The 13501-nt window shown below is 70.0% G+C and carries 12 protein-coding genes; 2 read left to right on the forward strand and 10 right to left on the reverse strand.

Annotated features, from left to right (window positions below; all coding sequences use genetic code 11):
- Positions 1-34 precede the first annotated feature (34 nt).
- The 3 genes from OG214_RS13720 to OG214_RS13730 all read right to left on the reverse strand — a co-directional run bounded on the left by OG214_RS13720 (position 35) and on the right by OG214_RS13730 (position 1811).
- Complete coding sequence (locus OG214_RS13720) at positions 35-451, reverse strand: DUF6113 family protein (protein WP_363082225.1); 417 nt, start codon at positions 449-451, stop codon at positions 35-37.
- Positions 448-1416, reverse strand: coding sequence for an N-acetyl-1-D-myo-inositol-2-amino-2-deoxy-alpha-D-glucopyranoside deacetylase (gene mshB, locus OG214_RS13725; RefSeq protein WP_405984881.1), 969 nt, complete (start codon positions 1414-1416; stop codon positions 448-450). Before mshB ends, OG214_RS13720 begins: the two co-directional genes overlap by 4 nt.
- A 200-nt stretch (positions 1417-1616) precedes the next feature.
- Positions 1617-1811, reverse strand: coding sequence for a hypothetical protein (locus tag OG214_RS13730; RefSeq protein WP_046497980.1), 195 nt, complete (start codon positions 1809-1811; stop codon positions 1617-1619).
- Positions 1812-1967: 156 nt separating this feature from the next.
- Here OG214_RS13730 and OG214_RS13735 point away from each other — a divergent pair, with 156 nt between their 5' ends.
- Positions 1968-4148, forward strand: coding sequence for an alpha/beta fold hydrolase (locus OG214_RS13735; protein ID WP_405984882.1), 2181 nt, complete (start codon positions 1968-1970; stop codon positions 4146-4148).
- Between the two features lie 172 nt (positions 4149-4320).
- Here the strand turns inward: OG214_RS13735 and OG214_RS13740 are convergent, their stop codons facing one another.
- The 5 genes from OG214_RS13740 to OG214_RS13760 are packed head-to-tail and all read right to left on the reverse strand — an operon-like array spanning position 4321 to position 9932.
- On the reverse strand, positions 4321-5361 hold the full coding sequence (locus OG214_RS13740) for an ABC transporter ATP-binding protein (protein WP_405984883.1): 1041 nt from the start codon (positions 5359-5361) through the stop codon (positions 4321-4323).
- Positions 5354-6328, reverse strand: a complete 975-nt coding sequence (locus OG214_RS13745) for an ABC transporter ATP-binding protein (RefSeq protein ID WP_363082229.1) — start codon at positions 6326-6328, stop codon at positions 5354-5356. Before OG214_RS13745 ends, OG214_RS13740 begins: the two co-directional genes overlap by 8 nt.
- Positions 6329-6370: 42 nt before the next feature.
- The gene (locus tag OG214_RS13750; protein WP_405984884.1) at positions 6371-7366 is read right to left on the reverse strand and encodes an ABC transporter permease; all 996 of its coding nucleotides are present in this window, start codon (positions 7364-7366) and stop codon (positions 6371-6373) included.
- Positions 7359-8282, reverse strand: a complete 924-nt coding sequence (locus tag OG214_RS13755; protein WP_363082231.1) for an ABC transporter permease — start codon at positions 8280-8282, stop codon at positions 7359-7361. Before OG214_RS13755 ends, OG214_RS13750 begins: the two co-directional genes overlap by 8 nt.
- A 21-nt stretch (positions 8283-8303) precedes the next feature.
- Positions 8304-9932 carry an ABC transporter substrate-binding protein gene (locus OG214_RS13760; RefSeq protein ID WP_363082232.1) on the reverse strand — a complete coding sequence of 543 codons (1629 nt, stop codon included), beginning with the start codon at positions 9930-9932 and terminating at the stop codon, positions 8304-8306.
- A 399-nt stretch (positions 9933-10331) separates the two neighbouring features.
- On the opposite strand from OG214_RS13760, the gene OG214_RS13765 reads away from it, so the two are divergent.
- On the forward strand, positions 10332-11177 hold the full coding sequence (locus OG214_RS13765; protein WP_405984885.1) for a hypothetical protein: 846 nt from the start codon (positions 10332-10334) through the stop codon (positions 11175-11177).
- A gap of 99 nt (positions 11178-11276) precedes the next feature.
- Here the strand turns inward: OG214_RS13765 and OG214_RS13770 are convergent, their stop codons facing one another.
- Together OG214_RS13770 and OG214_RS13775 are read right to left on the reverse strand one after the other, a co-directional pair.
- Entirely contained in the window at positions 11277-12410 is a 1134-nt protein-coding gene (locus OG214_RS13770; RefSeq protein WP_363082234.1) for a dipeptide ABC transporter ATP-binding protein, read from the reverse strand.
- A 25-nt stretch (positions 12411-12435) separates the two neighbouring features.
- Complete coding sequence (locus tag OG214_RS13775; protein ID WP_363082235.1) at positions 12436-13497, reverse strand: ABC transporter ATP-binding protein; 1062 nt, start codon at positions 13495-13497, stop codon at positions 12436-12438.
- Positions 13498-13501: the final 4 nt, after the last annotated feature.

Below are 13501 nucleotides of genomic sequence, written 5' to 3' on the forward strand. Positions count from 1 at the left end.
GCCGACGGGGGCAATTCAGTGGATGACGGGCGCGTCACTTCCCAAGTCGGCCGGACTTCGTGCCCGGTTGCGGCAACCGCGACATGGTGGCACACATCACAGCCACCGCCATCCCGCCCAGCAGATAGATGAGCGGTCCGACGCCCGCGGAGAAGGCCGCGTCGCCCTCCGGGCGGCCGACGCTCAGCAGAACGGCCGCGATCAGCCAGCCCCCGGCGGGCGCTCCCACGCCCATCTGGGTTCCGGTGAGACGCAGTCCGCCGAAGAAGACACCGGCGGTGGCGAGCAGGGCCAGCACCAAACCCCCGGGGAACCAGCCGCCTTGGACGAACGAGCCCGCGAGGGCGACGAGGGCGCCCAGCACGGCGAGGCCGACGTAGACGGCGATACGGGAGGGCCGGGGCGGGGTCGGGAGCCCGTCGGCGGCCTGCTGCCGCTTCAGCTCACTCATGCGCCCGCCCCACTGCCATGGCCCGCCGCACCGTCTCCGGCGACTCCCGTGTCTCCACCGTCTCCGGCGTCTCCACCGTCTCCGGTGACTCCGGCGAAGAGATCGCCCTCGCGTTCACCGGCGGACGCTCCGGACACCCCGTGCACCAACTGGTAGTACTCGGCGGCGAAGATCGGCTGGCCCAGATCGTTGGAGAGCGCGAAGAAGGGCCCGTCGACGGCGATTTGCGTCGCGTGGGCCCGCATCGCGGCGGCCTTGCGCTCCCGGTACGGCGCGCCGTCGATCACCGCGGTGATCTCCGAGTCGTCCACCACCCCCGGGATGTCGTCGACTTCGGCGATACCGGGAAAATCGGTACCAGTGTCACGAAGCCGGGCGAATCCCTCCACGGCCACCGAGCGCGGCACCCGGTTCCAGTAGATCTTGCCGATCGAGTGGGGAGCGCCGAGCCCGGGGCCGTACGCGCCGTCGGCGGCCAGTGCCGCGGCGCGCATGGCGACGCGGTGGGCCTGGATATGGTCGGGGTGTCCGTAACCGCCGTTCGGGTCGTAGGTCACCAGCACCTGGGGGCGCACCTCTCGGATCACCTCGACCAGATGCCCCGCGGCCTCGTCGACCTCCGTGTGCCAGAAGGCGCCCTCGCGGTCGTTCTGCGGCAGGCCCATCATCCCGGAGTCCCGGAATCTGCCGGGGCCGCCGAGGAACCGGTGATCGGAGACGCCCAGCTCCCCCATGGCCGCGGCGAGTTCACCGATGCGATGGGCGCCGAGGCCGTCCTCCCGGTCGGCGGCGAGATGGGCGAGACCGGGCGTGATGATCTCGCCCTCCTCCCCGAGGGTGCAGGTCACCAGGGTGACCAGAGCGCCCTCGGCCGCGTACTTGGCCATGGTGGCGCCGTTGTTGATCGACTCGTCGTCCGGGTGCGCGTGCACCAGCAGCAGACGACGGGCGGGTTGGTCGGTCATGAGGACAGCCTACGAGGCCGCCCGTGAAACCCCCGGCCGGTGGGCGGCGGCCGGGGGACGGCGAGCGGAGTCGGAAAAGAGGGCCGGAAGCCCGGGTCAGCGGCTTCGGCGGCGACTGGAGTCGGAGGCCGGCTGGTCGAGGACCGACGAGCCGGAGATCACGGAGCGGGGGTCACGAGTCGGACGTCATGAGGCGGGGGTCAGAACTTGATCCCGCCGATCATCCCCGCCACGTTCGTGGTCAGTTCGCTGATGGTGGGAGCGATGGACGAACTGGCGATGTAGAACCCGAGCAGCATGCAGACCACCGCGTGACCGGCCTTGAGCCCGGATTTCCGGACCAGCAGGAAGACGATGATCGCCAGCAGCACCACCGCCGAAATCGAGAGTGCCACGGCGGTTCACCTCCATAAATATCAGTCGGGAAAGAGCGGCATGCATGTGCCTGCAGATTCCTACCCACCTTGCGCTACGGATCATAACTATCCGTACGTACGCATCGGTCGGTGCACGGCAGCACAGGGGGGCGCACGGGCACTAGTTTCGGTCGTATGACCTTGAGCCACGAGCACTCGTTCCCACGCCAGCACGCCAGGACACAGCGGTTCACCCTGGGCGCTCCCCGCGCGTTCACGGTCTCGCCCGACGGAGCGCGGGTGGTCTTCCTGCGTTCCGCCTCGGGGGCGGACCGCGTGAACGCCCTCTGGGTGCTCGATCTCGAAGACCCGGGCCCCGGGGGGCGGGAGCGGCTCGCCGCGGACCCCAGGACGCTGCTGGGGGGCGCCGTGGAGCACCTCTCCGCCGAGGAGCGGGCCCGCCGCGAGCGGAGCCGCGAGGGGGCGGAGGGCATCGTCGGCTACGCGGTGGACAATGCGGTCGAAATGGCCGCGTTCGCGCTCTCCGGGCGGCTGTACGCGGCAGAGCTGCGCGCCGGCACCGCGCGCCAACTGCCCGTACGGGGACCGGTGATCGACCCGCGGCCCGCGCCCGACGGCCGGCACATCGCCTATGTGGCCGAGGGGGCGCTCCGAGTGATCGGAGCGGACGGGGAAGGCGACCGTGAGCTGGCCGGACCCGGCGGGAGCGCGGCCGAAGGGGCGGCCGACGGGGCGGACATCACCTACGGTCTCGCGGAGTTCATCGCCGCCGAGGAGATGAGCCGTACCCGCGGCTTCTGGTGGTCGCCCGGATCGGACCGGCTGCTGGTCGCGCGGGTGGACACCTCACACGTGCGGCGCTGGTGGATCTCCGATCCCGCCCACCCGGACCGCGAGCCGGCCCGGGTCGCCTATCCCGCCGCGGGCACGCCCAACGCGGACGTACGGCTCTTCCTGATCCCCCTGGAGGGGCCGGACGCCGGGTCCGCGCAGCGTACGGAGGTGACCTGGGACCGGGCGCGGTATCCGTATCTGGCCCGGGTCCACTGGGCGTCCGAGGGTGCCCCCCTGCTGCTGGTACAGAGCCGTGACCAGCGCGGACAGCTCTATCTGGCGGTGGACACGGAGACCGGCGCGACCAGGACCGTACATCAGGACGAGGACCCCGCGTGGCTGGAGCTCTCCCCCGGGGTGCCGGCCTGGACACCGGACGGGCGGCTGGTGCGGCTCGCCGACGAGGGGGGCGCGCGGGTCCTGGCGCTCGGCGACCGGCCGCTGACCGGACCGCAGCTGCATCCGCGCGCGGTTCTGGACGTCGGTGACCGGGATGTCCTGATCTCGGCATCGGCCGGCGAGGAGGCGGGTGATCCAGAAATTGGCCAGATTCATGTGTACAGAGTCAGTGATCTGGGGGTGGAGCGGATCTCGGCGGGCGCCGGTGTGCACACGGCCGTACGGTCGGGCGGAGTGTCCGTACTGGTGTCGGCCGCGCCGGACACCCCGGGCTCGTCCGTACAGGTCCTCAGGGACGGCGAGCGGCTCGCCACCATCGCCTCGTACGCCGAACAGCCGGTGCTCACGGCTCGCGCGACACTCACCGAGGCGGGCGCGCACCGGATTCCCTCCGCCGTGCTCCTGCCGGCCGGTTACCAGGAATCGGATGGTCCGCTTCCGGTTCTGCTGGATCCCTACGGCGGTCCGCACGGCCAGCGGGTGGTCGCCGCGCAGAACGCGTATCTGACCTCACAGTGGTTCGCCGACCAGGGGTTCGCGGTGATCGTCGCCGACGGCCGGGGCACCCCGGGCCGCTCCCCCGCCTGGGAGAAGGCGGTCAAGCGGAATACGCTGCTCAGCCTGGACGACCAGATCGAGGCGCTGCACGCCCTCGCGGACCGCTTCCCGCTCGATCTGGAGCGGGTGGCGATCCGCGGCTGGTCCTTCGGCGGCTGGCTCGCCGCCCTCGCGGTCCTGCGCCGCCCCGATGTCTTCCACGCGGCGGTCTCCGGCGCCCCGGTCACCGATCTGCGGCTCTACGACACCCACTACCAGGAGCGGTACTTCGGCACCCCGCAGGAGGCGCCCGAGGTCTACGACGCCCACTCACTGGTCACGGACGACGGACTCTCGGCGCCCGAGCTGCCCGTGCGGCCGCTGATGCTGATCCATGGACTCGCCGACGACAATGTGGTGGTCGCGCACACCCTCAGGCTCTCCGCGGCACTGCTCGCCGCGGGACGGCCCCATGAGGTGCTGCCGCTCACCGGTGTGACGCATATGACACCGCAGGAACAGATCGCGGAGAATCTGCTGCTGCTCCAGGTCGACTTCCTGAAGCGGTCGCTGGGCCTGGACTGACCCGCGGAGCGGCGGCCGGAACGGCCCGGCACAGAGGCGACCGGCCGGGGCTCCCAGAGCCCCGGCCGATCTACGGCACCCGCACGGCCGTACGGAGTTCAGCGTGACGCGTTCGTATATCGGTGTCGGGTCCGTGAAGTTGCCTGTGTGTTAACGAAATTGATGTGTTTTATTACGTTTCGCCCCCCACGGCCGGTACGATCCGTCGCCGCGCCGCGAAATGACAGGCGGAGGGATGCGCCGCCGGTCCCTCCTGCCCCAGGAAAGCCGCCGGGACCGCCAGCTCCGGCTCCTCCACCGCACACCGCTCCCGCGCCTTCCAGCAGCGGGTACGGAACCGGCAGCCGGACGGCGGGTGCGCCGGGGACGGGACCTCGCCCGCCAGGACGATCCGGTCCCGGTGCTCGCGGGCCGCCGGATCGGGCACCGGCACGGCGGAGAGCAGCGCCTGGGTGTAGGGGTGCGTGGGGTGGTCGTAGATCTGCTCGTCCGAGCCGAGCTCGGCGAGCCGCCCCAGATACATCACCCCGACCCGGTCGGAGATGTGCCGGACGATCGACAGATCATGGGCGATGAACACATAGGAGAGCGCGAACTCGTTCTGGAGCCGCTCCATCAGATTGATGACCTGCGCCTGGACGGAGACATCGAGGGCGGAGACCGGTTCGTCGGCGACGATGATCTCCGGCCGCAGGGCCAGCCCCCTGGCGATACCGATGCGCTGGCGCTGCCCGCCGGAGAACTGGTGCGGATAGCGGTTCACGTACTCCGGGTCGAGCCCGACCACGTCCAGCAGCTCCCGGACCCTGCGGCGCCGGTCGCCCTTCGGCGCCGCCTCGGGATGGATCTCGTACGGCTCCCCGACGATGTCGCCCACGGTCATCCGGGGATCGAGCGAGGTGTACGGATCCTGGAACACCATCTGGATGTTTCTGCGCACCGCCTTCAGCGCGCGCCGCGACAGCCGGGTGATGTCCTCGCCCTTGTAGCGGATCCGGCCGGACGTCGGCCGCTCCAGATTCACCAGCATCCTCGCCACGGTCGACTTGCCGCAGCCCGACTCCCCCACGATGCCGAGGGTCTCCCCGGCGGCCAGACCGAAGGAGATCCCGTCGACGGCCCGTACCGCCCCGATCTGTTTCCTGACCAGGACGCCGCGGGTCAGCGGATAGTGTTTGACCAGGTCGGTGACTTCCAGAAGCGCCTCAGCCATCGAGTGTCTCCCGCCAGAAGTGGCAGGCGCTGTGCCGGCCCCCGCCGATGTCGTGGAGCGGGGGCTCGTCCGTACGGCAGATGTCCCGGGCGATCGGGCAGCGGGGGTGGAAGGCGCAGCCGGGCGGGACGCGCAGCGGATTCGGCGGCAGGCCCCTGATCGCGTACAGCTCCCGGCCCTTGCGGTCCAGGCGCGGGATCGAGTCCAGCAGACCGCGGGTGTACGGATGGGCCGGGGCCTTGTAGAGGGCGTGCACCGGCGCGGTCTCCACGATCCGCCCCGCGTACATCACCGCGATCCGGTCCGCGGCGTCGGCGACCACCCCGAGATCATGGGTGATCAGGACCAGCCCCATGTCCAGCTCGCGACGCAGCTCCGCGAGCAGTTCCATGACCTGGGCCTGGACGGTCACATCGAGCGCGGTGGTCGGTTCGTCGGCGATGATCAGCGGGGGTTCCAGCGCGAGGGCCATCGCGATCATGACGCGCTGGCGCATACCGCCGGAGAACTGGTGCGGATAGTCGCCCACGCGTTCCCGGGCCGCCGGGATCCCGACCCGGTCCATCAGCTCGACGGCCCGCGCCCGCGCCTGTCCGCGGGACATCCCCCGGTGCACCACGAACATCTCGCCGAGCTGGGTGCCGACGCTGAGCACGGGGTTGAGCGCGGACAGCGCGTCCTGGAAGATCATCGCCATCTCGGCGCCCCGGATCCGGCGCCGCCGCTCCTCCTTGAGCTTCAGCAGATCACGGCCCTGGAAGAACACTTCACCGCCGGTGATCCGGCCGGGGGGCGAGTCCAGGATTCCCATGACCGCCTGCGCGGTGACGGACTTGCCCGAGCCGGACTCGCCGAGCACGGCGAGCGTCTCGCCGGCGTCCACCGCGTAACTCACGCCGTTGACGGCCCTGGCGACACCGTCGCGGGTACGGAACTCCACTCGTAGATCGCGTACGTCGAGCAGCATGGGCGGACTCCCTGGAATCGCGGGTCTAGCGCGGCCACAGCACTAGCGCAGCTTGGGGTCGAGGGCGTCGCGTACCGCGTCGCCGAGCATGATGAACGCGAGCACGGTGACCGCCAGCGCGCCGGCCGGCCAGAGCAGCATGTGCGGGGAGTTGCGGATGTACGGCGAGGCGTCCGAGATGTCGATCCCCCAGGACACCGCGGGCGGTCTGAGCCCCACACCGAGGTACGAGAGGGTCGCCTCCAGCGCGATGAACGTACCGAGCGCGATGGTCGCCACGACGATCACGGGCGCGACGGCGTTGGGCAGGACGTGCCGGAGCAGGATCCGTGTGCGGGAGGCGCCGAGCGCCCGCGCCGCCTGCACGAAGTCGTTCTGTCCGACCGTGATCACGGACCCGCGGGCGATCCGGGAGATCTGCGGCCAGCCGAGCAGCACCATGAAACCGATCACCGGCCAGACGGTGGTGCCGGCCACCAGGGACAGCAGGACGAGTCCGCCGAGCACCACCGGAACCGCGAAGAAGACATCGGTGATCCGGGAGAGGACCGCGTCCCAGACCCCGCCGAAGAATCCGGCCAGGGCGCCGAGGACCGAGCCGGTCACGGCGACCCCGAGGCTGGCGAGCACCCCGACGACGACCGAGGTCCTGGCGCCGTGGACGGTACGGGTGTAGATGTCGCAGCCCTGTCCGTTGAAGCCGAAGGGATGGCCGGGCCGGGAGCCCTCCTGGGCCTGGGCGAGATCGCAGGAGAGCGGGTTGCCGCCGGCGATCAGGGACGGCCGGACCGAGATGACCACCAGGAAGACGATGACGAGCGCCGAGACGAGGAAGACCGGGTTACGGCGCAGATCGTGCCAGGCGTCCGACCACAGACCGCGGGGCCTTCCGGTGGGCGCGGCGCCGTCGGGGCTCCCGGGCCGCCGCTCCGGGACGGCGGTCTTCCCTGTCTCACCGGCGGCGAGGACGGTCGCGGCGCCCGCCGCGGAGGCGGCGACGGCGGTGGTCCTCGGTCGGGCGCACTGCGGCTCAGGCATAGCGGATCCTCGGGTCGAGAACGGCGTAGACCAGGTCGACCAGCAGATTCGCCAGCAGGAAGACGATGACGAGTACGGTCACGAAGCCGACGACGGTCTGGGTGTTCTGGCGCAGGATCCCCTGGTAGAGCTGGAATCCGACACCGTGGATGTTGAAGATCCGCTCGGTGACGATGGCGCCGCCCATCAGGGCGCCGATGTCCGTGCCGATGAAGGTGACCACCGGGATCAGCGAGTTCCGCAGGAGATGGCGGGTGATCACCCGGTGTCTGGGCAGTCCCTTGGCGACGGCGGTGCGGACATAGTCGGAGCGGGCGTTCTCGGCGATCGAGGCGCGGGTCAGCCGGGTGACATACGCCAGGGAGACCGACGCCAGCACCAGTCCGGGCAGGATCAGCTCGTCGAAGGGCGCGGTGTAGGAGACCGACGGCTGGATGATCCTCCACTTGACGCCGAACAGGAGCTGCGCCAGCAGCCCGGTGACAAAGGTCGGTACGGCGATGACCACGAGCGTCAGCAGCAGTACGGAGGTGTCGACCGGGCGGCCCCGGCGCAGACCCGTGATCACCCCGAGGACGACCCCGATGACGAGCTCGAAGGCGACGGCCACGAGGGTGAGCCGGATGGTGACCGGGAAGGCCGACGCCATCAGGTCGATGACCTTCTGGCCGTTGAAGGCGGTCCCGAAGTCGCCCGAGAACACATGGGCCATATAGGTCAGATACTGCTGCCACACCGGCTGGTCGAGGCCGAACTCCTGGCGCAGCCGGGCCTCGGTCGCCGGATCGCACTGTCTCTCGCCGCAGAGTCCCGCGATCGGGTCGCCCATCACATGGACCATCAGGAAGATCAGCAGGGTGGCCCCGATGAAGACGGGGATCATCTGGAGCAGACGGCGGATCACATAACGTCCCATGAGGTACTCCCCTTCCCGGTGTCAGCCGACCTTGATCTCGTTGTAGACCGGCACGCTGAAGGGGTTCAGTTCGACATGGGAGATCCGGGCCGCGTAACCGGCGCTGCCGTTCTGGTACCAGAGCGGGATCCCCGCCATCTCGTCCCGTACGACCTCCTCGGCCTGCTGGAACTTACGGACCGCCGTCGCGGTGTCCGTATCGGCGTTGGCCTCGTTGACCAGTTCGTCGAACCGCGCGTTGGCCCACTTGCCGTCGTTGGACGAGCCGTTGGAGTAGTAGAGCGGCTGAAGGAAGTTCTGGATCAGCGGATAGTCCATCTGCCAGCCCGCGCGGAACGGACCGGTGAGCTTCTTCCGGCCGATCTTGTTACGGAAGTCCGCGAAGGTGCCGACCGGGCTGCCGGCACACGATCTGTCGTTTCCCAGCGCGTTGTTGATGCTGTTGCAGACCGCGTCGACCCACTCCTTGTGCGATCCGCTGTCGGCGTTGTACGTGATGGTGAGCCGGCCGCCGGGGATACCGCCGCCCTCCGCGATCAGTCTCTTCGCCGAGGCCGGATCGAAGGAGCAGGCCTTCCCGCAGAGCCCGGCCCTGTAGCCGCCGTCCGCGCCGAGGACCGGGGAGGTCCAGTCGGTGGCGGGGGTGCGGGTCCCGTGGAAGATCGTCTCGGTGATCTGCTCACGGTTGATCGCCATGGAGAGGCCGGTGCGGACCTTGACGGCGCCCGGGGTGTTCCAGGCCGGGTCGTAGTACGGGAAGGAGAGGCTCTGGAGGATGCCGGCGGGGGTGTTGATGTACCGGCCTTCGAGATCGGCCCTGACGTTCTTGAGCTGCGCGGCCGGGACGTCGTCGACCAGATCGAGATTGCCGGAGACCAGATCGGTGTAGGCGGTGTTGCCGTCCGTGTAGACCCGCAGATCCACTCCGCCGTTGCGCGCCTTGTCGCCGCCCGGGTAGCCCTTCCAGGTGCGCAGCGACATCTGGGCGCCCCTGGTGTACTTCTCGACCGCGTACGGGCCGTTGCCGACGGGCTTGGCGAGCCAGGCGTCGTGGTCGTCGAAGAACGCCCGGGGAAGCGGCGCGAACGCGGCGTACCCGAGGGTGTCCGGCCAGGTGGAGAAGCGCTGCGACAGCCTGACGGTGAAGGACAGGGGGCCGGTGACCCTAAGACCCGAGAGGGTGGCCGCGGTGGGCCGGCCCGAGGCCGGGTGGACCTTGTCGTACCCCTCGATGTACTCGAAGAAGTAGGCGCTCTTCTGGTTGTTCCTCAGATGCGCGCCGTAGTTCCAGGCGTCCACGAACGACTTCGCCGTGACCGGCTCGCCGTTGCTGAAGGTCCAGCCGTCCTTGAGGGTGACGGCGAAGTTCGTCGAGTCCGTGGTGTCGATCCGCCGGGCGAGGGCGTTCTCCGCCCTGCCGGTCCTCGGGTTGTACTTCTTCAGCCCCCGGAAGATCATGTCGAGGACCTTGCCGCCCTGGACCTCATTGGTGTTCGCGGGCTCCAGCGGGTTCTGCGGATCGCCCCAGGAGGAGGAGAGCACCCCGTCGGGTCCCCCGGCGGCGCCGGCGCTCCCCCCGCCGCACGCTGTCGCGGTGAGGGCGGCGGCCACCGCGTACACGGCCCATGGGACGGGTGCGGCTCCACGCATCGAACGTGCCTCCTCACCGGGCGCCGGGTCGTCCTCCGTGTCCCCCAATACACCCCACGCGGTGATCATCCGCACGTTGATGGCGGCTGTACGGGGCGGCCGGGGGCCGACGGTATGACGGCCCGTCACAACGGACCACGCCACGCCGGGCCCGTCACCCGGCCCGTCACCCGGCCCGTCACACCGGCAGCGTGACCTCCCAGGTGTCCACCGAGAAGTGCAGCCCCATACCGCCGGCCTCGTACAGCCTGAGCGCCCCCGAGGCGTTCTGGGTGTCCACCCCGAGACCGACCTCCTCATCCGGCGGCCGGGCCCTCCTCGCAACGGCATTTCCGACCGGCGGAACACCGGCGTACCCCGTCCCTCTCCCGTGCCCGCGCACGTGGGAGGGTGGTCCGTATGGAGGACAGCGAGGACACCGGGGCCACCAGGGACACCGGGGACACCGAGGACACCGGGGTGACACGGCTTCTCGGCCGCTTCGGGGCCGACCTGGGCGCGGTGGTGCCCCCGGTCGCGCTCTGGGCGCACGGTTCACTGGCGCTCGGGGACTTCCTGCCGGGCCGGAGCGACCTCGATCTGATCGCGCTGGTCGGCGGCGAACTCACCGGCGTACAGGAGGAGCGGCTGCGCGCCGTCCATGAACGGCTGGTCGCCGAGCTGCCGTACGGCCGCTCGCTGCACTGTACGTATCTGCCTCTCACCGGTGTGGCGGACACCGGGCGCACCCATCCGACCTGGGCCCTCGGTGAGTGGTTCGAACGGCCCGTGACCCCGGTGGCCCGTCGTGAACTGGCCCTGGGCGCACGGGTGCTGAGCGGCCCCGGGCCGTCCGGCCTGCTGCCCGCGGTGAGCGACACGGAACTGACGGACTTCATCCGCGCCGAGCTGCGCGGCTACTGGCTCCGGGTCACCGCCAGGCCCGAGCTGTGGCTCCAGGACATCTGGGTCGATGTGGGCATGCTGACCTTCGCACGGGCGGCGGTGACCCTGCGCGAGGGCCGGCTGGTCACCAAGCGGGAGGCGCTCGACGAGCTGCGCGCGCGGGGCGCGCCGGCCGAGGTCGTCGACGACATCGCCCACCGCAGATACGGAACGCGCGGCGAGGGTCCCGCAGTCACTCCCGCGAACGGCCCGGAGTCCGGCGCCGCGTCCGGCCGGTGGCCGGCCCACCGCGGCGAGCTGGCACGGGAGTTCGTACGGCAGGGCATCGAGCGGGTGCTCGGACAGCGGGCGCTCGGATAGCGGACGCTCGATAGCGGGCGCGGACACCGGAAGGGCCCGCGCCGGAGGAAGCTCCTCGGGCACGGGCCCTTCCGTACGTCGGCGCGCGGCCGGGGCGGCTCACGCCTCCTCGGACAGCTCCTTCTCGATGGCCACCAGCGCCGGGTCCAGGACGACATCCTCGCCCCGTGCCTCCGTCGTCGGCTCCTCCGGGAAGTGGCAGGCCGTCAGATGCCCCTCGCGGTTGCCCGCGATCTGGAGCAGCGGCGGCTCCTCCGTGGCGCACTTGTCCTGAGCCTTCCAGCAGCGCGTACGGAACCGGCAGCCGGAGGGCGGCATGATCGGCGAGGGCACGTCGCCGGCGAGCCGGATCCGCTCCTTCTTGTCCAGGTCGATGTCCGCCTCGGGCACCGCCGAGAGCAGGGCGTGGGTGTACGGGTGGCGGGGGCGCTCGTACAGCGAGTCGCGGTCCGCGACCTCCACCACCTTGCCCAGGTACATCACGGCGACACGCTGCGAGAAGTGCCGCACGATCGCCAGGTCATGGGCGATGAAGACAAAGGCGATGCCCAGATCGCGCTGGAGGTCCTGGAGCAGATTGACGACCTGCGCCTGGATAGAGACGTCGAGCGCGGAGACCGGCTCGTCCGCGACGATCAGCTTCGGCTCCAGCGCGAGCGCGCGGGCCACCCCGATGCGCTGGCGCTGACCGCCGGAGAACTCGTGCGGGAAGCGGTTGTAGTGCTCCGGGTTGAGCCCGACGATCTCCAGCAGCTCCCGCACCCGGGCCTCACGGCCGCCGGGCGGATTGATGCCGTTGATCTCCATCGGGCTGGAGATGATCGTGCCGACCGTCTGCCGCGGGTTCAGCGAGGCGTACGGGTCCTGGAAGATCATCTGGATCTCGGACCGGATCGGCGCCATCTGCCTGCGTGAGGCGTGGGTGATGTCCCGGCCGTTGTAGGTGATCGTGCCCGCGGTCGGCTCCAGCAGCCGGGTGAACAGCCGCCCCGTGGTCGACTTGCCGCAGCCGGACTCGCCGACGAGGCCGAGGCTCTCGCCCGGGTAGACGCTCAGGTCCACGCCGTCGACGGCCTGGACCGCGCCGACCCTCCGTTTGATGGGAAAGCCGCCGTAGATCGGGAAGTGTTTGGTCAGGCCCTTCACTTCGAGCAGCGGCTCGGTCGCCGAGGCGGGGTCACGGCGCGGTGTGACCGCGTCCGTGACGGGTGTGGTGGTGTTCTTCTCGCTCATGGTCATAGCCCCAGTCGCCGGTACATCAGCCCAGCCGGGGCTGAATCTTCTCGATGAAAACCTGCTGCTTGCGGTCCGCCGGCAGATGGCAGGCGGCGCCGCGCCCCTCCGGGAGCAGCGGGCGCTCGTGCAGACAGCGCCCCCCGTCCACCAGGTCGACATAGGCACAGCGCGGGTTGAACGCACAGCCGGACGGCGGGTTCAGCAGGCTGGGCGGGGTGCCGGGGATGGGCTGAAGCGGCTCGCCCACATCGGACGACAGGCGCGGCATCGAGCTGAGCAGGCCCCAGGTGTAGGGGTGCTGCGGCTGCTTGAGCACCTCGCGTACGGAGCCGCGCTCCACGGCGCGTCCCGCGTACATCACCAGCAGGTCGTCGGCGACATTGGCCACGACGCCCAGGTCATGGGTGATCAGAATGATCGCGGAGCCGAATTCCTGCTGGAGGTCCTTGAGCAGATCGAGGATCTGCGCCTGGACGGTCACGTCCAGGGCGGTCGTCGGCTCGTCGGCGATCAGCAGTTCGGGATTGCACACCAGCGACATGGCGATCATCGCGCGCTGGCGCATACCGCCGGAGAACTGGTGCGGATAGTCGTCCACCCGGTTCTTCGGGTCCGGGATACCGACCTTGGCCAGCATCTCGATCGCCCGTGCGCGGGCCTCCTTCTTGGAGGCACCGGTGTGCTTCATGAACGGCTCGGCGATCTGCCGGCCGACGGTGTAGTACGGCGACAGGGCGGTGAGCGCGTCCTGGAAGATCATCGCCATCTTGTTGCCGCGGAGCTTTTCGAGCCGCTTGCCCGAGACGTCCGTGAGGTCCTCGCCGTCGAGCAGGATCTCGCCCGTGACGGATGACGACTCCGGGTTGTGCAGACCCAGGATGGACAGATTGGTCACGGACTTGCCGGAGCCCGACTCGCCGACGATACCGAGGGTCTTGCCGCGCTCCAGATCGAAGGAGAGTCCGTTCACGGCCTTGACGACGCCGTCCTCGGTGGAGAAGTGGACACGCAGATCGCGCACCGACAGGAACGGGTCCGACGCGTTCGGGGCCGGGGCGTCCTGGGTCTTGGTGAGTGTGGTCACGGTC

The organism is Streptomyces sp. NBC_00872, from assembly GCF_045161915.1.
Classification (GTDB): domain Bacteria; phylum Actinomycetota; class Actinomycetes; order Streptomycetales; family Streptomycetaceae; genus Streptomyces.